17 protein-coding genes are annotated in these 20,825 nt (G+C 72.2%); 8 read left to right on the top strand and 9 right to left on the bottom strand.

Annotated features, from left to right (window positions below; genetic code table 11):
- Positions 1 to 99: 99 nt before the first annotated feature.
- Positions 100 to 1,734 (top strand): penicillin-binding transpeptidase domain-containing protein, encoded by a 1,635-nt coding sequence (locus tag AB0B40_RS00755; RefSeq protein ID WP_345056311.1) that lies wholly within the window; start codon positions 100 to 102, stop codon positions 1,732 to 1,734.
- Between the two features lie 96 nt (positions 1,735 to 1,830).
- Entirely contained in the window at positions 1,831 to 3,498 is a 1,668-nt protein-coding gene (locus AB0B40_RS00750) for a penicillin-binding transpeptidase domain-containing protein (RefSeq protein ID WP_362261802.1), read from the top strand.
- Here AB0B40_RS00750 and AB0B40_RS00745 read toward each other — a convergent pair whose 3' ends face one another.
- Complete coding sequence (locus AB0B40_RS00745) at positions 3,499 to 3,837, bottom strand: SsgA family sporulation/cell division regulator (RefSeq protein ID WP_362261799.1); 339 nt, start codon at positions 3,835 to 3,837, stop codon at positions 3,499 to 3,501. It lies immediately after the preceding gene.
- 191 nt (positions 3,838 to 4,028) lie between these two features.
- Here AB0B40_RS00745 and AB0B40_RS00740 point away from each other — a divergent pair, with 191 nt between their 5' ends.
- The 4 genes from AB0B40_RS00740 (at position 4,029) to AB0B40_RS00725 (ending at position 7,850) form a co-directional block, all read left to right on the top strand.
- Positions 4,029 to 5,072 (top strand): energy-coupling factor ABC transporter permease, encoded by a 1,044-nt coding sequence (locus AB0B40_RS00740; protein WP_362261796.1) that lies wholly within the window; start codon positions 4,029 to 4,031, stop codon positions 5,070 to 5,072.
- 1 nt (position 5,073) lies between these two features.
- Positions 5,074 to 5,835, top strand: a complete 762-nt coding sequence (gene cbiQ / locus AB0B40_RS00735) for a cobalt ECF transporter T component CbiQ (protein WP_345056319.1) — start codon at positions 5,074 to 5,076, stop codon at positions 5,833 to 5,835.
- On the top strand, positions 5,823 to 6,593 hold the full coding sequence (locus AB0B40_RS00730; RefSeq protein WP_345056321.1) for an ABC transporter ATP-binding protein: 771 nt from the start codon (positions 5,823 to 5,825) through the stop codon (positions 6,591 to 6,593). Before cbiQ ends, AB0B40_RS00730 begins: the two co-directional genes overlap by 13 nt.
- A 96-nt stretch (positions 6,594 to 6,689) precedes the next feature.
- Positions 6,690 to 7,850, top strand: coding sequence for a serine hydrolase domain-containing protein (locus AB0B40_RS00725; RefSeq protein WP_345056323.1), 1,161 nt, complete (start codon positions 6,690 to 6,692; stop codon positions 7,848 to 7,850).
- Between the two features lie 30 nt (positions 7,851 to 7,880).
- Here the strand turns inward: AB0B40_RS00725 and AB0B40_RS00720 are convergent, their stop codons facing one another.
- Complete coding sequence (locus AB0B40_RS00720) at positions 7,881 to 8,156, bottom strand: DUF1876 domain-containing protein (RefSeq protein WP_345056325.1); 276 nt, start codon at positions 8,154 to 8,156, stop codon at positions 7,881 to 7,883.
- A gap of 92 nt (positions 8,157 to 8,248) precedes the next feature.
- A complete protein-coding gene (locus AB0B40_RS00715) occupies positions 8,249 to 9,094 on the bottom strand; it encodes an EamA family transporter (protein ID WP_345056327.1) in 846 nt (281 codons plus the stop codon).
- A gap of 871 nt (positions 9,095 to 9,965) precedes the next feature.
- On the opposite strand from AB0B40_RS00715, the gene AB0B40_RS00710 reads away from it, so the two are divergent.
- Positions 9,966 to 10,466 carry a hypothetical protein gene (locus AB0B40_RS00710; RefSeq protein WP_362261791.1) on the top strand — a complete coding sequence of 167 codons (501 nt, stop codon included), beginning with the start codon at positions 9,966 to 9,968 and terminating at the stop codon, positions 10,464 to 10,466.
- An 85-nt stretch (positions 10,467 to 10,551) separates the two neighbouring features.
- Here AB0B40_RS00710 and AB0B40_RS00705 read toward each other — a convergent pair whose 3' ends face one another.
- Complete coding sequence (locus AB0B40_RS00705; protein ID WP_345056335.1) at positions 10,552 to 12,756, bottom strand: MMPL family transporter; 2,205 nt, start codon at positions 12,754 to 12,756, stop codon at positions 10,552 to 10,554.
- Between the two features lie 104 nt (positions 12,757 to 12,860).
- The gene (locus tag AB0B40_RS00700) at positions 12,861 to 13,463 is read right to left on the bottom strand and encodes a TetR/AcrR family transcriptional regulator (protein WP_345056337.1); all 603 of its coding nucleotides are present in this window, start codon (positions 13,461 to 13,463) and stop codon (positions 12,861 to 12,863) included.
- A gap of 187 nt (positions 13,464 to 13,650) precedes the next feature.
- Between AB0B40_RS00700 and AB0B40_RS00695 the strand changes: the two genes are divergently transcribed.
- Complete coding sequence (locus tag AB0B40_RS00695; RefSeq protein WP_362261787.1) at positions 13,651 to 16,977, top strand: S41 family peptidase; 3,327 nt, start codon at positions 13,651 to 13,653, stop codon at positions 16,975 to 16,977.
- A gap of 116 nt (positions 16,978 to 17,093) precedes the next feature.
- Here AB0B40_RS00695 and AB0B40_RS00690 read toward each other — a convergent pair whose 3' ends face one another.
- From AB0B40_RS00690 to AB0B40_RS00675, 4 genes are all read right to left on the bottom strand, one after another.
- Positions 17,094 to 17,294, bottom strand: a complete 201-nt coding sequence (locus AB0B40_RS00690; RefSeq protein ID WP_345056341.1) for a hypothetical protein — start codon at positions 17,292 to 17,294, stop codon at positions 17,094 to 17,096.
- Positions 17,295 to 17,384: 90 nt separating this feature from the next.
- Entirely contained in the window at positions 17,385 to 18,269 is an 885-nt protein-coding gene (locus tag AB0B40_RS00685) for an SDR family oxidoreductase (RefSeq protein WP_345056343.1), read from the bottom strand.
- Entirely contained in the window at positions 18,266 to 19,267 is a 1,002-nt protein-coding gene (locus AB0B40_RS00680; protein WP_345056345.1) for an alpha/beta hydrolase, read from the bottom strand. The genes AB0B40_RS00685 and AB0B40_RS00680 overlap by 4 nt, the downstream gene beginning before the upstream one ends.
- Positions 19,264 to 20,811: an NAD(P)/FAD-dependent oxidoreductase gene (locus AB0B40_RS00675; RefSeq protein ID WP_362261782.1), complete on the bottom strand. Its 1,548-nt coding sequence runs from the start codon at positions 20,809 to 20,811 to the stop codon at positions 19,264 to 19,266. Before AB0B40_RS00675 ends, AB0B40_RS00680 begins: the two co-directional genes overlap by 4 nt.
- Positions 20,812 to 20,825 lie beyond the last annotated feature (14 nt).

The raw sequence follows: 20,825 nt of genomic DNA, 5'->3' as shown, positions 1-20,825 counted from the left end.
GGCAACACCGGTCACGGTGGTCCCGCAACCGCTTACAGTGCTCCCGGCAACCTGTTTTGAACGCGTTCAACAGGTGGTAACGGGAGGGGAATCCACGCCATGCGCAACGGGGTCAAGGCGGTCGTCATAGGCGGTGTGTGCGTAACGCTGCTGGGCGGCGCCGGTTACGGGGTCTACAACTTCGCGTCCGCGCTGAGCGGTGACGGCGGCACGGGGGGTGCCGCGGCCGTGCGGACGGGGCCGCCCAGCGGCTCCGAGGTGAAGGAGGCGACCGGGGCGTTCTTCGCCGCCTGGGAGAAGGGCGACGCGGCCACCGCGGCGTCGTACACCAACTTCCCGCAGGAGGCCCAGGCCCTGCTGACGGCCTACGCCGACGACGCGCACATCGGCGGGGTGCGGATCACGCCCGGCAGGCCCGCCGGCGACACGGTGCCCTTCGCGGTGAAGGCGACGGTGTCGTACGGCGGCACCTCCCGCCCGCTCTCCTACCGGAGCACCCTGACCGTCGTGCGCGGTGAGACCTCCCACCGCGCGCTGGTCGACTGGCGGCCCTCCGTCGTCCACCCGCGCCTGGACAAGGGCGACACGCTCGCCACCGGCGAGTCGGCGGCTCCGGAGATCGAGGCCGTGGACCGTGACGGGAAGGTGCTGACTCGGGTGAAGTACCCCTCCCTCGGCCCGGTCCTGGACGAGCTGCGCAGACGGTACGGCGACAAGACCGGCGGCCGGCCCGGGGTGGAACTGGTGGTACGCCATCAGGCGGCGGCGGACGGCGGTCAGGCCGCGGACACCACGCTCCTCACCCTGGCCAAGGGCAGGCCCGGCAAGCTGCCGACGACGCTCAGCGCGAGCGCCCAGGCGGCGGCCGAGACGGCCGTCCTGAAGTACCCCGAGTCCTCCGTGGTGGCCGTCAAGCCGAGCACCGGCGAGATCCTCGCCGTGGCCAACAACCGCCGGGACGGCTTCGACGCGGCCCTCCTCGGCGAGCGCGCCCCCGGTTCCACCATGAAGATCATCAGTGCGGCGACCCTGATCGACACCGGCAGGACCACCGCGAACGGCCCCGCGCCCTGCCCGCCCTCGGCCGTCTGGCAGAGCCAGACCTTCCATAACCTGAAGGGGCTTCAGCCGGACGAGCACGCCACCCTCGCCGACAGTTTCGCCCGCTCCTGCAACACCGCCTTCGTGAAGTTCGCGGACGAGGTGGACGTGGACTCCCTCACCAAGGAGGCCCAGGACCGGTTCGGGCTCGGGCGGGACAACTGGCAGATCGGCGTGCCGTCCTTCGACGGCCGGGTCCCCGCCTCCGGCGGCCCGGACACCGCGGCCAACCTCATCGGCCAGGGCCAGGTCCAGCTGAGCCCGCTGAACATGGCCTCCGTGACGGCGACCGCGTCGACCGGCGCCTTCCGCCAGCCGGTGATCGTGCCGCTGAGGCTGGACGGCCGCGAACCGGCACGCGCGCGCGGGCTGTCGGCGGGCACCACCCGGCAGTTGCGCGCGATGATGAACCGCACCGCGCACAGCGGCACCGCGGCCGGCGTGATGGCCGGGCTGCGCGGGGACGTCGGTGCGAAGACCGGCTCGGCCGAGGTCGACGGGGAGGCCAGGTCGGACAGCTGGTTCGCCGGCTACCGCGACGACATGGCGGCCGCGGCCATGGTCCAGGACGGCGGGCACGGCGTCGACGCCGCCGGGCCGATTGTCGCAAGCGTGCTACGGAACGCCGGCTGACATCACCCGCGGAGGCGGGGACTTTAAGGTGATTGCCGTCGTTGGGGAGTGTGAGGGCTGCGAAGACCCTGGAGAAGGCGCGGAGGAACTGAGGCTGTGGGCAAGAGAAGACGCGTCGCCGAGCGACGGAAGACCCATCCGGCCGTACTCGGCGGGATGATCGCCGTGGTGGTCGGCGGCGCCGGGTTCGGCGTCTACGCGCTGTACGACGGCGGAGCCGCGGCCGACGAGCGGTCCGCCGCCACGGCCGGGCACAAGGCCGTGAAGACCGGCCCTCTCACCACGGCCGAGGTCCGCACGGCCTCCGCCCGCTTCCTCACCGCCTGGCAGCACGGCAAGGCCTCCGAGGCGGCGTCCGCCACCGACGACCCGTCCACCGCCGGCAAGCTGCTCACCGGCTACACCAAGGACGCCCACCTGAAGGACGTCACGCTCACCCCGGGGACGGCCAAGGGCGCCAGGGTGCCGTTCTCCGTGAAGGCGACGGTCACCTACCGGAGCCTCAGCAAGCCGGTGTCGTACGACAGTTCGCTCACCGTCGTACGCCGGCCGGGCGACGGCGAGCCGCTGGTCGACTGGCACGCGGCCGTCGTCCACCCGGACCTGCGGGACGGCGACACGCTCGTGACCGGCGAATCCGGCACCCCGCCCGTCAAGGCACTGGACCGCGACGGCGGCGACGTCACGGCCGCCAAGTACCCGTCCCTGGGCACGGTGCTGGACGGGCTGCGGGAGAAGTACGGCAAGCAGGCGGGCGGCACGGCGGGCGTCGAGCTGCGCGTGGTGCGCGGCACGGCGTCCAAGGCCGCCAAGCTGTCCGACAAGACGCTGGTGGAGCTGAGCAAGGGCACCCCGGGCACGGTGAAGACGACACTCAGCCCGGCCCTCCAGGCGGCGGCCGAGCAGCAGGTGACCAAGCGCGCGCGTGCCTCCGTGGTCGTCCTGCGGCCCTCGACCGGTGAGATCCTCGCGGTCGCCAACAGCGGGCACGGCTTCAACACCGCCTTCCAGGGCTCCCTCGCGCCCGGCTCCACGATGAAGGTCATCACGTCGTCGCTGCTGCTCGAGAAGGGCCTGACGGCGCCGGACAAGCCGCACCCCTGCCCGAAGACGTTCACCTACGGCGGCTGGAAGTTCCACAACGACGACGACTTCGAGATCAAGGGCGGCACCTTCAAGGCGAGCTTCGCCCGCTCCTGCAACACCGCGTTCATCAGCCAGGCGAAGAAGCTGGAGAACGACGACCTGACCAAGCAGGCCCAGCAGGTCTTCGGGCTGTCGATGAACAACTGGGCGATCGGCGTGCCCACCTTCGACGGCTCGGTGCCGGTGCAGTCGGCGGCGCAGAAGGCGGCCTCGCTGATCGGACAGGGCGGGGTGCGCATGAACCCGCTGAACATGGCCTCGGTCGCGGCGACCGTGCGGTCGGGCGCCTTCCACCAGCCCTACCTGGTCGCACCGTCCTTCGACCACCGCACGCTGGCCACCGCCACGCGCACCCTGCCGGCCGGGACGCTGTCCCAGCTGCGCGAGCTGATGCGGTACACGGCCGAGTCCGGCACCGCCGCGCAGGCCATGTCGGGGCTCGGCCCGGACTACGGCGCGAAGACCGGCTCGGCGGAGGTCGACGGGCAGAAGAAGCCGAACGGCTGGTTCACCGCCTACCGGGGCGACCTCGCCGCCGCGGGCGTCGTCCAGGCGGGCGGGCACGGCGGCGACACGGCCGGCCCCATCGTGGCGACGCTGCTGAAGCTCGGAAGCTGATCAGGTCGGCACCGGTTCGGCGATGTACGTCCGCACCAGGAATCTGACCAGGGTCCTGGACTCGAACTGCACCACTTCCACACCGTGGTCGGTGTGGAACTCGACGACGGCCTGGACCCGGCCGCAGGGCCATACCCGGACGTCGCCGCTCGCGGCCGGCGTCCGCAGCCCCAGTTCGAGCAGTGCGCGCGAGAAGGTCCACTCGTGCGGGCCGGGCAGACCGACCCGGACCGACCGGGGATCAGTGTCGGGGTCGTACCGCAGCACGACGGGTACGGCCCCCGGGTCCTCCTCGTCCGTGACGATATGAGCGCGCGCGTACTGTTCGACTACAGGCATCGGACCGCCCTCTCACGCAGGGTGACCTATGCGAAAGCTGTGCATCCGCTTTCCATCAAGCGTCGCACACTTTCCGGCACACGCCCCGGCGGGCGAGAGACCCTCCGGTGACACGAGAGAGAGACCCCCGGTAAAAGAGGAGACTTCGTCTCTCTTGCAAGACATTCGCAACAAGGGCCTAAAATCGACGGGTGCACGTACCTGACGGATTCATAGACGCCCCGACCTCCGCGGTCGCCGGAGTGGTCGCCGCCGGCGCCCTCGCGGTGAGCCTGCGCGGCGCCCGCCGCGAACTCGACGAGCGCACCGCACCGCTGGCCGGTCTGGTGGCGGCGTTCATCTTCGCCGTGCAGATGCTGAACTTCCCCGTCGCCGCCGGGACCAGCGGGCATCTGCTCGGCGGGGCGCTCGCCGCGATACTCGTCGGCCCGTACACAGCCGTGCTGTGCGTGTCGGTCGTGCTGCTCATGCAGGGCGTGCTGTTCGCCGACGGCGGCCTGACCGCGCTCGGCGTGAACATCACCGACATGGCGATCACCACCACCGTGGTGGCGTACGCGGTCTTCCGCGGCCTGCTCGCCGTGCTGCCCCGCAAGCGGCGCTCGGTGACCGTCGCCTCCTTCGTCGCCGCGCTGGTGTCCGTACCGGCCGCGGCGGTCGTCTTCACCCTGATCTACGCGATCGGCGGCACCACCGACGTCTCCATCGGCAAGGTCGCGACCGCCATGGTCGGGGTGCACGTGCTGATCGGCATCGGTGAGGCGGTCATCACCGCACTCACGGTCGGCGCCGTCATCGCCGTACGCCCCGACCTGGTGCACGGCGCGCGCGGTCTGCGGCAGCGGCTCCGGCTGCGTGTGAACGGCGATCTGGTGGACGCGCCCGCGCCCGCCGCGCCCGTGGCGGCGCGCACCTCCCGGCGCACGCTGTGGGTGACCGGTCTCGTCACCTCCCTCGTCCTCGCCGGCTTCGTCAGCTTCTACGCCTCCGCCAGCCCCGACGGCCTGGAGAAGGTCGCGCACGACAAGGGGATCGACAAGAGGGCGGAGAAGCACGCCGCGTCCGACTCGCCGCTGGCCGACTACGGCGTCAAGGACGTCTCCGACGCCCGGCTGTCCGGCGGACTCGCCGGTGTGATCGGTGTCGGCGTGACCGTCGTCGCGGGCAGCGCCGTGTTCTGGGTGCTGCGCAGGCGGCGCAGCGATGACGCCTCTCCCGTGAACACCGGCGTCTGACGTGGGCGCGGGGCACGCACACAGGCTCTACCGGCACGGGCACTCGCCCGTGCACGGTCTGCCGCCGCACACCAAGCTCGCCGCCGTCTTCCTGTTCGTCGTGGTCGTGGTGTCGACCCCGCGGGAGGCGATGTGGGCGTTCGCGGTGTACGCCGTGCTGCTCGCGGCCGTCGCCCGCACCGCGCGCGTGCCCGCCGGCTTCCTGCTCAAGCGGCTGCTGATCGAGGTGCCGTTCGTCGCGTTCGCGGTGCTCATGCCGTTCGTGGCGGAGGGCGAGCGGGTGCACGTGCTGGGGCTCTCGCTGAGTGTGAACGGGCTGTGGGGCGCCTGGAACGTGCTCGCCAAGGGCACACTCGGCGTCGCCGCCTCCGTGCTGCTGGCCGCCACCACCGAGCTGCGCGAGCTGCTGCTCGGGCTGCAGCGGCTGAGACTGCCGCCGCTGCTCGTGCAGATCGCGTCCTTCATGATCCGCTACGGCGACGTCATCACCGACGAGATGCGGCGGATGCGGATCGCCCGGGAGTCGCGCGGTTTCGAGGCGAAGGGCGTGCGCCACTGGGGCGTGCTCGCCAAGTCCGCCGGCGCGCTGTTCATCCGCTCCTACGAGCGCGGGGAGCGCGTGCACCTGGCCATGGTCAGCCGGGGCTACGCGGGCACGATGCCGGTCATCGACGAGGTGACCGCGTCCCGGGCACAGTGGTCGTACGCCCTCGCACTCCCCTGCGCCGCCCTCACCGTCTGTCTGCTGGGATGGGTCCTGTGACTACACCTGCCTCCCTGGAGGTCTCCGGCCTCGCCTTCGCCTACCCGGACGGCCACCAGGCCCTGTTCGGTGTGGACTTCTCCCTCGCCCGCGGCGAGCGGGTCGCCCTCCTCGGCCCCAACGGCGCCGGCAAGACGACCCTCGTCCTGCACCTCAACGGCATCCTGGGCGGCGGCACCGGCACGGTGACCGTGGCCGGGCTGCCGGTCGGCAGGGAGCACATGGCCGCGATCCGGCAGAAGGTCGGCATCGTCTTCCAGGACCCGGACGACCAGCTGTTCATGCCCACCGTGCGAGAGGACGTGGCGTTCGGGCCGGCCGCCGCCGGGGTCAAGGGCGCCGCGCTGGACGAGCGGGTGCGCACCGCCCTGGAGCGGGTCGGGATGGGCGGCTTCGCCGACCGCCCGCCGCACCACCTCTCCTTCGGGCAGCGCCGGCGCGTCGCGGTGGCCACCGTGCTCGCCATGGAGCCGGAGATACTGGTCCTGGACGAGCCGTCCTCCAACCTCGACCCCGCCTCCCGCCGCGAACTCGCCGACATCCTGCGCTCCCTGGACGTCACGGTCCTCATGGTCACGCACGACCTGCCGTACGCCCTGGAACTGTGCCCGCGCTCGCTCGTCCTCAGCGACGGCGTGATCGTCGCGGACGGCCCGACCGGCGAGCTGCTCTCCGACGACGCGCTGATGCGGGCGCACCGGCTGGAGCTGCCGTTCGGCTTCGATCCGCGCTCGGTGGCGCGGGCGCCGGGGCACTGAGAGACACCTCACGCCCATCCCGCTCCCGCCGAGGAATCGCAGGCTGACGACCACTGTTGCACCCACCGTCGAAGGCGATCGGAAGGGACGGCGGGCGTGGACGTGAACGGCACTGTGGCCGAGGGCTTCGAGCCGGTCAGGGAGGCGTTCGCCGCGAACTTCGCGCTGCTCGGCGAGCGCGGCGCGGCCGTGGCCGTCTACCGCGACGGGCACCGGGTCGTGGACCTGTGGGCCGGCACCAAGGACGTGGACGGCACCGCCCCCTGGGAGCCGGGGACCGCGCAGATCGTGCGCTCCGCCACCAAGGGCATCGCCGCCGCCGCGCTGCTGCTCCTGCACCAGCGCGGCGAGCTGGACCTGGACGCCCCGGTCGGCACGTACTGGCCGGAGTACAAGGCGGCCGGCAAGGAGCACACGCGCGTACGGCACCTGCTCGCGCACCGCGCGGGCGTACCCGTGCTGGACCGCCCGCTGACCCCCGCCGAGGCCGCCGACCCCGACCTCGGTGCCGCGGCGGTCGCCGCCCAGGCGCCGGTCTGGGAGCCGGGCACGGACCACGGTTACCACGCCCAGACCTACAGCTGGCTCACCGGCGAACTGCTGCGCCGGATCACCGGCCGCCCGGTCGGTGCGTGGCTGGCGGACGAGATCGCCGGGCCCGTCGGCGCGGACCTGTGGCTAGGCCTGCCGGAATCGGAGCACGCGCGCGTGGGCCGCGTCGGCCCGGCAGCAGCGCCCGAGACAGCCGGCGGCCTGAGGACCCGGCCCAAGCGCGCGGTGGCCGAGGCGTACGCCGATCCCGGCTCCCTCACCCGCCGCGCGTTCGCCGCGATCACCCCGCTCCCCGACGAGAACTCCCCCGCCTACCGGGCCGCCGCCCTGCCCGCCTCCAACGGCATCGCCACGGCCGACGGACTGGCCCGCTTCTACGCCTCGCTCATCGGCGAGGTGGACGGCGGCACCCGCCTGTTCACCCCGGAGACGATGGAGCTGGCCCGCGCCGAGCGGTCCGCGGGAGCCGACCGGGTCCTGGTGGTCAACACCCGCTTCGGCCTCGGCCACATGCTGCACGGCGCCGCGTCCCCGCTGCTCTCCCCCGGCTCCTTCGGCCACCCCGGCCGCGGCGGCGCCCTCGCCTTCGCCGACCCGGAGAGCGGCATCGCCTTCGGCTATGTCACCAACGGCTTCCGGCAGAGCGTGACGGCCGACCCGAGGGCGCAGGCGCTGGTACGCGCCGTGCGCACGGCGCTCGCCTGATCCACCGGCGTACCCGGCGCGCCGGGCGCGTCACACGTGGATCGGGTGCGAGATCCGCCCGGAGTCCTCGTCGATCTCCTCGTGGGCCTTGGTCAGCAGTTGCATGGCCAGTTCGTTCAGCGCGCGGGCACCGGCGATCTCCTCGCCGACGCGGGGCTGGTTGGCGTCGACGCGGTGCCTGCTGGCGCGGCCGTGCCCGCGTACCTCGGTGCCGTCGGGCAGGCGCACCATGGCCACCGCGCGCGTGTGCTGATCGTCCTCCATGAACTCCAGCTCGATGTGCCATCCGACAGGGGTGTGCATCATGACGACCACCTCCGAAATCGCTGCTTCCAGGGTGCGTCACGGCACCCCGGCCCGTCATGTCGGCACCGTGCGGGGCCATGACGCGCCACGCGCTACCCGGCGCGCAGCATCAGCCCGATCCCCACGACCAGCAGGCCCGCCGCCGCGATCCGGGGCGCGCCGAAGCGCTCCTTGAAGAACAGCGCGCCGATGGCCGCGCCGACGATGATGGACGACTCGCGCAGCGCGGCGACCGGGGCGAGCGCGGCACGGGTCTGGGCCCACAGGACCAGGGCGTACGCGGTGACGGACATGGCGGCGCCGAGGAGGCCGAGGACGGCGTACGGGCGGAGCAGCCGTACGGTCTCGCCCCGCGCGCGTGCGTACATGGCCGCGGGGATGACGGCCCCCTGGACGGCCATGAGCCAGGCGATGTACCCGAGGGGCGCGTGCGCGGCGCGTACGCCCAGGCCGTCGATGACCGTGTAGGCGGCGATGGTGAGGCCGGTCGCGAGGGCCGCGCCGATCGCCGCCCATGCGGGCCGGCTCCCCCGCAGTCCCCACAGGCTGACGCCGGTCAGGCCGAGACAGGACACGGCGATGCCGGCGCTCGCCCAGACGCCGGGCACCTCGTGCGCGAAGACGGCGGCGAGCACGGTGACCACGAGCGGCGCGCTGCCGCGCGCGAGGGGGTACGCCTGCCCGAAGTCACCCAGCCGGAACGAGGTCATCAGCAGCGCGTAGTAGGCGATGTGCACGGCCGCCGAGGCGAACAGGTACGGCCAGGCGGGCCCGGCCGGGAACGCCACGAACGGTGTCGCCGCGAGCCCGATCAGCAGCCCGCCGCCGGAGATCAGGGCGAAGCCGACGAGCTTGTCGGTGATGCGGTGCGCGATGGCGTTCCAGCCGGCGTGGGTGACGGCGGCGAGCAGCACGGCCGCCGCGACGAGCGGTGTCATGCGGTCCGGCTCGGTTCGCACCCGCCGGCGGCGGCCTCGGCCGCGGTCCGGGACGCCTGCGGGAACCGCCGGCCGCGGGGAGGGACATCGGCCGGCCCGAGCGCCCGCGGCGCCGCGGCAAGCCGGGGGTGGGCCCCGGACTCTTCGGCGTCGGTGGCGGCTGTCGTCGTCATGACGGGCACGGTACGACATGATCGGCGCCGTGCTCAGGGGGATTTCGCCGCCGCACTTCGCACGGCCCCCAGGACCGTCGGACGGAACCCGGCTGCCCGTCCTTGATCACCCCGCTGCGATGATGGTGACCCGGTCATTGCCGGAGACCGATCATGTCATTGCCTGCCGCGCGGGCGGCCGGGCCGTCGGGGGATCACACGTGAGCGAAAGCAAAGCGGTACCGGGGGACGACAAGCTCCCCGAACCGGGTGGGTCGAAACTGCCGCTGTCTCCGGACGAGCTGGAACGGCACGGCGTCCTGCCGGGCTTCTACGGCTGGACACGCTCGACCAGTTCCACGGCAAAGGCCGGTCCGAGGGCGACGTCTCGTACTCGATCTCGTCGGGCGGCAAGCTGGGCGCGCTGAAGAAGCTCGTCACCACGGACATCCCCGCGATCGCCACCGGCGACGAGGACCATCTCGGCGAGGCGTTCACGGGTTCGTACAACCTGCACTACACGGTCAAGGGCCAGGATCCCGACGGCTCGCTGGTCGTCGAGTACCAGCTGCACAACAACACGAGCAACGAGTCGTTCCTGCACTACGTCGGCTACTACGACTGGCTCAAGAAGTTCAACCGTGATGAAGGCGTCTTCTCGTCCGTGGACCAGGAGATCGTCTGGACGGAACGCATTCCGGCGACGGGGAAGTAGACCGGTGTCCCGAGTTCTCATGGCGGGCGGGCGTCCGCGCCTGGTGACGGCCGCCGCCGTACTGGGTCTGCTGACGCCGCTGGCCGCCTGCTCCTCCGCGTCCACCGCCGTCGAGGCGTGCATGGCCAGGCAGGCGAAGTCCGTCACCTCCGGGGAGGTGGCCGGCACCTACCGGGGAGAGGCGCACGCCAAGGGCGCGACGATCACTCTCACGGCGTCGGACGACCACACCGGCGGGACCGTCACGGTGCACGACTGGCCGACCGGCGACTGGTACCGGAGCGAACTCGGCGACACCTTCGACGGCTCCGGCACCTGGGATGTGGCGGGAGGTTACGGCGCCGACGATCACGGACAGGTCCATCTCTCCTTCACCGCCCCGGAACTCTTCCTGCGCGGCTACACCGTCGACAGTCTGTCGGTCGCCACGGACTCCGAGCGGACCTTCCTCTACGAGGACGACGACCCGGACGTCTGCCCGGCGTTCCGCCTGCGGCGCACGTGACGGCGGGTGTGACGAAAAGCCGGTGAGGGTGCAGCCCCGTCCCCACGGGCACCCTCACCGGCCGCTCTGTGTCAGGCGCGGTACGTCAGGCGCGTACCAGCTCCTTCTCCTCGCCGGCGGCGGCGTGGGTGCGCAGGCCCTCGCCCTCGACGTCCACGTTGGGCAGCGCGCGGTCCAGCCACTTCGGCAGCCACCAGGCCCGCTTGCCGAGGAGAGCGAGGACCGCCGGGACGATGGCCATGCGGACGACGAACGCGTCGAAGAAGACGGCGATCGCGAGACCGAAGCCGATCATCTTGATCATCGACTCGCTGGAGCCGATGAAACCGGAGAAGACGGCGATCATGATGACGGCGGCGGCGGTCACGACCCGTGCGCCGTGCCGGAACCCGGTCACCACCGCCTGGGCGGGCTTCTCGCCGTGGACGTACGCCTCCCGCATGCGGGTGACGAGGAAGACCTCGTAGTCCATCGCGAGGCCGAAGACGACGCCCACCATGAAGATCGGCATCATCGACATGACCGGGCCGGTCTCCTCGACGTTCAGCAGGCCGGACAGCCAGCCCCACTGGAAGACCGCGACGACGGCGCCGAGGGCCGCCATCACGCTGAGCAGGAAGCCGAGGGCCGCCTTCAGCGGGACGAGGACCGAGCGGAACACCACGATCAGCAGGAGGAAGGCCAGGCCGACCACCAGGGCGAGGTAGGGCAGGAGCGCGTCGTTCAGCTTCTGCGAGACGTCGATGTTCATCGCCGTGGAGCCGGTGACCAGGACCTGGGAGTCGGTCTTCGCGGCGATGTCCGCGCCCTTGTCACGGATGGCGTGCACGAGGTCCTCGGTCGTGCCCGAGGACGGCTTGGAGCCGGGGACCACCGTGATGGTCGCGGTGTCGCCGGCCTTGTTGGGCGCGGCCGGGGTGACCGTGACGACGTCCTTCAGGCCCTTGATCTCGTCGCCGACCTCGGTGAACGCGGCCTTGGGGTCGGCGCTGTCCTTGGCGTCGACGACGACCATCAGCGGGCCGTTGAAGCCGGGGCCGAAGCCCTCGGAGAGGAGGTCGTAGGCGCGGCGCTGGGTGGTGGAGGCGGGCTGGGAACCGTCGTCGGGCAGACCCAGCTGCAGGGAGGTGGCCGGGAGGGCCGCGGCGCCGAGGCCGAGCACGCCGAGCAGGAGGACGGCGACCGGGCGGCGGATGACGAAGCCGGCCCAGCGGGTGCCCATGTTCGGGCGGCCCGGCCGCCTGGGCGTACGTCCGCCGCCGAGCAGCTTGCTCTTCTCGCCGGCCGGTTTGACCTTGCGGCCGGCGTAGCCGAGCAGCGCCGGGATCATCGTCAGCGCGATGAGTACGGCGATGGCGACCGTGCCGGCCGCGGCGACGCCCATCTTCGTGAGCATCGGGATGTTGACGACGGACAGGCCGACCAGGGCGATGACGACGGTCAGGCCGGCGAAGACCACCGCCGAGCCCGCGGTGCCGACGGCGCGGCCGGCGGCCTCCTCGCGCTCGCGGCCCTCGGCGAGTTCGGCGCGGTAGCGGGAGACGATGAACAGGGCGTAGTCGATGCCGACGGCGAGGCCGATCATCGTCGCCAGGGTGGAGGTGGTGGACCCCAGGTCCAGGGTGGAGGCGAGCGCGGTGATCGAGGAGACGCCGATGCCCACGCCGATGATCGCGGTCAGCAGCGGCAGCCCGGCGGCGAGCAGGGAGCCGAAGGTGATGACGAGGACGACCGCGGCGATCGCGATGCCGATGATCTCGCTGGAGCCGGTCTCGGGTGTCGCGTTCAGCGCGTCACCGCCGACCTCGACGGTCAGCCCGGCGTCCCGCGCGTCCTGCGCGGCCTCCTTCAGTGCGTCCCGGCTGGAGTCCGCCAGCTCCATGCCGGAGACCTTGTACTTCACCGAGGCGTAGGCGACGGTGCCGTTCTTGCTGACGGCGTGCCCGGTGTAGGGGTCGGCGACGGAGGCGACCTCGGAGCCGCTTCCCAGCTCCTTGACGGTCTTCTTCACGGTCGCCCTGTTGCCGGCGTCGGTCATCTTCTCGCCGCTGGGGGCCTTGAAGACGACGCGGGCCGTGGCGCCGTCGGCGCTCATCCCGGGGAAGCGCTGTTCCAGCAGGTCGAAGGCCTTCTGCGCCTCGGTGCCGGGGATGGAGAAGGACGTGTTGCCGGCGGCCGGCGCGGAGGCGGCACCCACCCCCGCGAGGGTGAGCAGCGCGACCCATATGAGGGCGACGAAGTGCCGTCGCCGGAAGGCGAGCCGGCCGAGTTTGTAGAGGAACGTGGCCACGGAGGCGTACTCCCGGTCAGGTCGTGGGTTCAGGGCAGGGGAGATCAGCCCGACGACGTGAGCGGTGACGTCAGGTGGAGGCTGTGGAGGGGACTGTCAGGTGGTCAGTCGGTCTGTACGCCGAGGGCGGGGAGGACCACGGCGTCGATGTACGAGGTGAGGAAGGCCTGGGTGGGCGGCTGGTCGTCGAGCAGGGCCCGGGTGGCGAAGCCGCCGACCATCATGTGCAGCAGGAAGTCGATCGCCGGGCAGTCCGGGCGGACCTCGCCCCGGTCGACCGCCCGTTGCAGCACCTGCCGGAACCCGCCCATCTCGGGGTCGACCATCTGGTCCCGGAACGCCAGACGCAGATCGTCGTTGTGGTGCATCGCCATGGCGACGCCCCGCATCAGCGCGGAGTTCCGCTCCATGGTGCAGTCGTCCTCCAGCGCCACGAGGGCGTGCAGGTCGCCGCGGAGGGACCCGGTGTCGATGTCCTCGCCGTGCCCGGGCTTGCCGTGCCGCAGGGCCTTGACGACCAGTTGGGCCTTGCCGCCCCACTGGCGGTAGAGCGTGGCCTTGCTGGACCGGGTGCGGGCGGCCACGGCGTCCATGGTGAGGGCGTCGTAGCCGACCTCCCGGAGCAGGTCGAGCACGGCCTCGTACAGCTCGGCCTCGCGCTCGGGCGTGATCCGACTGCGGCGTGCCGCCGCGACGGCTTCGGTCATGCCCGTCACCTTCCCGCTCCGGAGCCTTCTTCTTCGTACAACCAAGAAGATACCCTGAGCACCTGCGAAACGAAACCGTTTCGTACGTGTGCTGGGTCACGAAGGTGAAGGCCGCGTAAGCCCCCGGGCACCCCGCTCCCGCCGGCCACGAGTTGCTGCGGGCGTTCGACCGGAAAAGCATGGGGAGGTGAGCTATCTGCGCCTTCCCCACCTCAGCGGCGACCTGCTCTGCTTCGTGGCCGAGGACGACCTCTGGCTGGCCCGCCTCGACGCGCCGGAACGCGCCTGGCGGCTCACCGCCGACCGCACCAAGACCGGCCACCCGCGCTTCTCGCCGGACGGCCGCCGGATCGCCTGCACGACCTGGCGCAGCCTCGTCCCCGAGATCCACCTCGTCGACGTCGAGGCCGGCGGCCCCTCGCGGCAGCTGACGTACTGGGGCAGCCCCGACACCCGGGTGTGCGGCTGGACCCCGGAGGGCGACATCCTGGCCGTGGGCTCCCACGGCCAGCCCTTCTCCTACTTCACCTGGGCCTACAAGGTCACCACCGCGGGCGACCCGGACGGGCGGCTGCCCTGGGGCCCGGTCACCGACATCCAGGTCGCCGACCTCGAAGGCCAGCACAAGACCCTGCTGCTCACCGGCACCCCGCCGCACGAACCGGCCTCCTGGAAGCGGTACCGCGGCGGCGCGACGGGCCGCCTGTGGCTGCACGGACAGCGCCTCCTGCCGGACATCGGCGGCCATCTGGCCTGCCCCATGTTCATCGACGGCCGGATCGCCTTCCTCTCCGACCACGAGGGCGTCGGCAACCTCTACTCCTGCGCCCGCGACGGCACCGACCTGCGCCGCCACAGCGACCACGACGCCTTCTACGCCCGGCACGCCTCCAGCGACGGCAGCCGGGTGGTCTACCAGTGCGCGGGCGACCTGTGGCTGGTGGACGACTTCTCCCCGGGCGGCGAACCGCGCCGGCTCGACATCCGGCTCTCCGGACCCCGCACCGGCCGCCGCCCCTACCAGGTGCCGGCCGCGCAGAACATCGACGGCATCTCGGTGGACGAGACCGGCCGGGCCAGCGCGGTCGTGGTCCGCGGCAGCCTGTACTGGCTCACCCACCGCGACGGCCCGGCCCGTACGATCACCGACCAGCCCGGCGTCCGGATCCGGCTGCCGGAGATGCTCGGCTCCACGGGGCAGGTCGCCTACGTCACCGACGCCGAGGGCGAGGACGCCGTCGAGATCGCCCACCTGCCCCGCGCCTCCGGCGACCGCGCGCCCCGCAGACTGGCCTGCGGCGCCCTGGGCCGCGTGCTGGAGATGGTCTGCGACCCGCTGGGCGAACGGCTGGCCGTCGCCTCGCACGACGGGCGGCTGCTGCTGATCGACGTGACCGAGGGGGACGGGGAGGACGAGACGGCGGACAGCGACGACGGTGCCGCCGCCGACGCCGCTTCGGCCACCGCGGCGGAGCCCGGTTCCGCCGGCCCGCACGGCACGGTGTCCCAGCTGATCCGGTCCGACAACGGCCCGGTGCGCGACCTCGCCTTCTCCCCCGACGGCTCCTGGCTCACCTGGTCGCACCCCGGCATCGGCCGCTCCCTGCGGCAGGTCAAGCTGGCCCGCATCAAGGACCGGCTGATCGTGGACGTGACCAACGGCCGCTTCGAGGACGAGAACCCGGTCTTCACCCGCGACGGCCGCTACCTGGCCTTCCTCTCCTGGCGCGGCTTCGACCCGGTCTACGACGTCCACACCGGCGACCTCTCCTTCCCGCTCGGCTGCCGCCCGTACCTGGTCCCGCTCTCCTCGGCGACCCCCTCCCCCTTCGCCCTCAACCCGGAGGGCCGCCCGGCCGCCGGCGGCCTCGACCCGCTGGAGGACGAGGAGACCGGTGAGGCCGGCACCGTGACGGTCGAGGTGGAGGGCCTGGCGAACCGGGTCACGCCGTTCCCGGTCATCGCCTCCAAGTACTCCGCGCTGTACCCGGTCGCGGGCGGCGGCCTGGTCTGGCTGCGCTGGCCGATCTCCGGCGCGCTGGGTGAGACCTTCGTCAATCCGGCCGACGTCAGCGGCCGTCCGACCCTGGAGTACTTCAACATCTCCAAGGCGAAGAAGGCCGAACTGGTCGACCACCTGGACTGGTTCACGGTGAGCGGCGACGGCACCCGGCTGGTCGTGGTGGACGAGGGCGACCTGCGGGCGGTGCCGTCGACCGAGGCCGGCGACGGCGACACGACCGTCTGGATCGACCTGCGCCGCATCCTGCACGAGGTGGACCCGCCCGCCGAGTGGCGCCAGGCGTACGACGAGGCGGGGCGCCTGACCCGCGCCTACTTCTGGGACCCGGGCATGTGCGGCATCGACTGGGACGCGGTGCTCGACCAGTACCGTCCGCTGCTCGAACGGATCGCCTCCCCCGACGAGTTCGCCGACCTGCTCCGCGAGGTCCTCGGCGAACTCGGCACCTCCCACGCCTACGTCACCGCCGCCCGCCGCAACGAGGGCCCGCCCCACTACCAGCGCTGGCAGGGCCTCCTCGGCGCCAACCTCGTGCGCCGCGACGGCCACTGGGCGGTCAAGCGCATCCTGCCCGGCGACTCCTCCGACTCCAAGGCCCGCTCACCGCTGGCCGGCACCGGCATCCGCGAGGGCGCCGTCCTCACCCACGTCGACGGCCGCCCGGTCGATCCGGTCACCGGTCCCTATCCGCTGCTCGCCGGCGCGGGCGGTACGACGGTGGAGCTGACGTTCACCTCCGCCGAGGGCGACTCCGGGCGGGCCCGGCGGGTGGCCGTCGTCCCGCTCATCGACGAACGGCCCCTGCGCTACCAGGACTGGGTGGCCAAACGGCGCCAGGTGGTACGGGAGTTGAGCGAGGGCCAGTGCGGCTATCTGCACATCCCCGACATGGGCGGCTCCGGCTGGGCCCAGTTCAACCGGGACCTGCGCATGGAGGTGTCCCGGCCCGCGCTCATCGTGGACGTGCGCGGCAACGCGGGCGGCCACATCAGCGAACTCGTCATCGAGAAGCTGAGCCGCACCATCCTGGGCTGGGACCTGACCCGGGACGCCCAACCGGTGTCGTACACCTCGAACGCGCCCCGCGGGCCGGTGGTGGCCCTGGCCGACGAGGCGACCTCGTCGGACGGCGACATGATCACCGCCGCTTTCAAAGTGCTGGGACTCGGCCCCGTCGTCGGCCAGCGCACCTGGGGCGGAGTCGTCGGCATGACCGGCCGGCACCGCCTCGGCGACGGCACGGTCATCACCGTCCCGATGAACGCGGCCTGGTTCGTCGCCTACGGCTGGTCCGTCGAGAACCACGGCGTCACCCCCGACCTGGAGGTCCTGCGCACCCCCCTGGACTGGGCGGAGGGCCGCTACCCCGTGCTGGACGACGCGGTCCGGCTGGCCCTGGACCTCCTGCGCTCGAACCCCGCCGCGACGCCTCCGGACCTCAGCGACGTCCCGAACCGGTCCAGGCCGAAGCTTCCTCCCAGGACGACCTGAAGCAGGGGCGACCTGACAGGGCGGGGGCGACCTGACAGGCGGGGGCGACCTGACACAGGGCGCCCTTCACGAGGAAGGGCGCCCCACGTCATTTCGGCCCAGGCCGAGCGCAGTGGTTACGCGTCGTAGTCCCGGTCGAAGCGGTCTTCCATCTGCTCCGTGTCCTGGATGTCACGGTGGTTCTCGCCGCCCCGCTCGCTCTGCGGCCGGCCCTGACGGTTCGGCTGCTGACCGCGCTGGCCGGCCTTCTCGCGGGCCTGGTCCATCTTCTCCTTGCCCTGGTTCTGCAGGTGGCTCGACTTGTCCTTCATACCCATGTGGGTTCACTCCCGTGGTGAGGGTGGGGGGTTGGCCCCTCGGTGGGGCCTCGACCAGATTCACACGGGCGAACACCGGCTGCATGTCGATCAGTTACGTTGCGTGACGCGGGCCGCCTCGTCAGCCGCCCCACCTGCGCCGACGAGCCCGGAACGCATTCCCGGCAGCCGGGGCGCGAACCGCTTCATCTCCCGCTGGCCGACCGTCCCGATGAGCGCCGGCAGGTAGCCGCGCACACCCTGCATGCCGCGCAGCCACCACTGTCCGTACACGTGCGCCGAGCGCCGCTCGATCCCGGCGACGAGCCGGTCCACCGCGGGCCCCAGCGGGTACGTCTTGTTCGACGGCCACGGCAGCCGCTGCCGCAGCTCCCGCATGACCTCGTCCTGGTCGGCACCGCGCACCATGTCGGTGTCGGTCCAGGACAGGTACCCGACGCCGACGCGCACCCCCTGGTAGCCGACCTCGGCGCGCAGACTGTGCGCGTACGCCTCCACGCCCGACTTGGAGGCGCAGTACGCCGTCATCATCGGCGCGGGCGTGATCGCGGCGAGCGAGGCGATCTGCAGCAGATAGCCCCGGCTCTCGACCAGCACCGGCAGGAAGGCGCGCGCGGTCACCGCCGAACCGATCAGGTTCACCTCGATCACGCGCCGCCAGGCCAGCGGGTCGGAGTCGGCGAAGGGACCGCCGGTCGCCACACCGGCGTTGGCGACCACGATGTCGACCTTCCCGAAGCGTTCCTTCACCTCGCGCGCGACCCGGCTCATGGTCTCGTGGTCGGTGACGTCGGCGTACCAGTGGGCGCTGTCGCTGTGCAGGCGTCCGGAGACCTCCTTGAGCGCCTCCTCCTCCAGCCCGACCAGCGCGACCTTCGCCCCGCGCGCGGACAGCTTGCGCGCCAGCAGCTCACCGACGCCGCGCGCCGCTCCCGTGACGACCGCCACCTGTCCTTCGAGGCCGACCGTGCTCATGAGCCCTCCTTGATCTGCGCGGGGATGGAACCGTGTTCGTGCGTGTCCGCGGGGCCGGCCCCCGTGACGTAGGCCGTGACGAGTTCCCGGATCCGGCCGGTCACCGGCTCGGGGGCCTCGATCGGGGTCATGTGGCCGATGCCGGTCAGCTCGGTGAGGCCGACGCAGTGCGGCAGCGCGGAGACCAGCGCCCGGGCGTGCACGGGGGGCGTGAGCCGGTCGGACGTGCCGTGCAGCACCGCGGTGGGCACGCGCAACTCCCGTACCCCGTGGTCCAGATCGAGCGCCGCGAGTACGGTCCCCCACGAGTGGCGCACGGCACGCGGGCAGGCGTGCACGATCCGCGCGCACGCCTCCACCCGGTGCGCGGCGGAACCGGCGCCCATGGTGGCGTACTTGAGGATGCTCCTCGCGACCGGCGTGACCGGCCCGAGGGGGGCGCGCGAGCCGAGAACCCGCCCGGTGATCCAGGTGCGTACGCGTCCGGCGCGCAACGGCACCACGCGCGACTCGGCGATCAGCCGCGAACTGCCCGTGCTGCACAGCAGGACGGCGGCGGCGTGGTCCCGGAAGCGGGGGCGCCCGGCCGCGGCCATGACCGTCATGCCGCCCATGGAGTGGCCGGCGATCAGCGCCTTCTCCCCGGGTGCGAGCGTCGCCGCGAGCACCGCTTCGAGGTCGTCCGCCAGCGCGTCGGTCGTGCACGCGGGGCTCGCGGGACTGTGCCCGTGCCCCCTCTGGTCGTAGGCGATCACCCGGTGATCGGTCGCCAGGTCCCGTATCTGGGCCGCCCAGAACGCCGTCGAGCAGGTCCAGCCGTGGGAGAGGACGACCGCGGGCGCGCCCTCCTGGCCGTGCACCTCCACGTGCAGCCGGGCGCCGTCGGCGGAGACGGCGGTGAGCGTGCGGGAAGGGGTGGGCGGGGCGTACGGGCCGGAGGTGACGGACGCCGTACGGGGGCCGGGGAGGCGGGAGACGCCCGAGGCGCGCCGGCTCATGCGGTGGCCTCGCTCCGCGTGCGCGCCACGGCGGCCTTCGTGCCCTTCGCGGCCTTCTCGGTCCTCTGTGCCGACGGCTTCCGGATGACCTCGTACTCCGCCAGGTCCACCCGCCGGGTGGCGCTGCGGAACTCGGTGGTCGTACCGGGCCAGATGGTGGTGTTGCGACCGCTCGCGTCCAGGTACCAGCTGGTGCAGCCACCGGTGTTCCACACGGTTCGCTTCATGCGTTCCTGGACCTTGTGGTTCCAGGACTCGACGGCGGCGGGCCGGGCGTCGAGAGCGGTACGGCCGCCCAGGACGTCGAGCTGGCGCAGGTAGTCGGCCATGTAGTTCAGCTGGGACTCGATCATGAGGATCATGGAGGAGTTCCCGAGGCCGGTGTTGGGCCCGATGATGGTCATCCAGTTCGGGAACCCGGCCGCCGAGGCGCCGCGCAGCGCCCGCATGCCGTTCTTCCAGGACTCCGCGAGCGTGCTGCCCTCCGCTCCGACCACGCGTTCGGCGATCGGCATGTCCGTGACGTGGAAGCCCGTGCCGAAGACGATCGCGTCGACCTCGGCCTCGGCGCCGTCGGAGGCGATGACCGTCGACCCGCGGATCTCGCTCAGTCCGGCGGCGACCACGTCCACGTTGGGCTTGGCCAGCGCCGGGTAGTAGGCGCTGGACAGCAGGATGCGCTTGCAGCCGATGCGGTAGTCCGGGGTGAGCTTGGCGCGCAGGGCGGGGTCCTTCACGGCACGGGCCATGTTGCGCTTGGCGAGCTGTTCGACGAGGCCGAGTTCGTCGGGGCGCTTGGTGAACGCCTGCACCTGCAACTCCCGGATGCCCCACAGCAGTCCGCGCCGGGCCCGGGCGGTGACGGGCAGCCGCCGGTGCAGCCACCGCTCGGCACCGCTGATGGCGCGGTCGACGCGGGGCATCACCCACGGCGGGGTGCGCTGGAAGAGGGTGAGCCGGCCGGCCTGCGGCTGGATGGCGGGCACGATCTGGATCGCGGAGGCGCCGGTGCCGACCATGGCGACCCGCTTGCCGCGCAGGTCGTACTCGTGGTCCCAGCGGGCGGAGTGGAACACCTTGCCCGGGAACGACTCGAGTCCCGGGATCTCGGGGATCTTCGGGTCGGACAGCGGCCCGGTGGCGGAGACGACGACGTCGGCGCTGAGCGAGCCGCGCGTGGTCTCGATGTTCCACCGCAGGCTGTCGCCGTCCCAGGTCATCAGCTTGACCTCGGAGTCGAGGCGCAGGTGCGGGCGCAGGCCGAACAGGTCGGTGACGTGCTCCAGGTAGGCGCGGATGTGGCCCTGCCCGGAGAAGGTGCGCGGCCAGTCCGGGTTGGGCGCGAAGGAGAAGGAGTAGAGGTGCGAGGGCACGTCACAGGCGCACCCGGGGTAACTGTTGTCCCGCCAGGTGCCTCCGACGCTGTCGGCCCGCTCCAGGACGACGAAGTCGGTGATCCCCTCGCGGCGCAGCCGCACGGCGGCACCCAGCCCGCCGAACCCGGACCCGATCACCGCCACCCGTACATGCTCGTGCTCGGCCATCCCGAAGCCTCCAC

The sequence above is a fragment of the Streptomyces sp. NPDC042638 genome (assembly GCF_040647235.1).
Lineage (GTDB): Bacteria > Actinomycetota > Actinomycetes > Streptomycetales > Streptomycetaceae > Streptomyces > Streptomyces rameus.
Note: the sequence above shows the minus strand (reverse complement) of the source record. Positions and strands in the feature narration are given on the sequence as shown.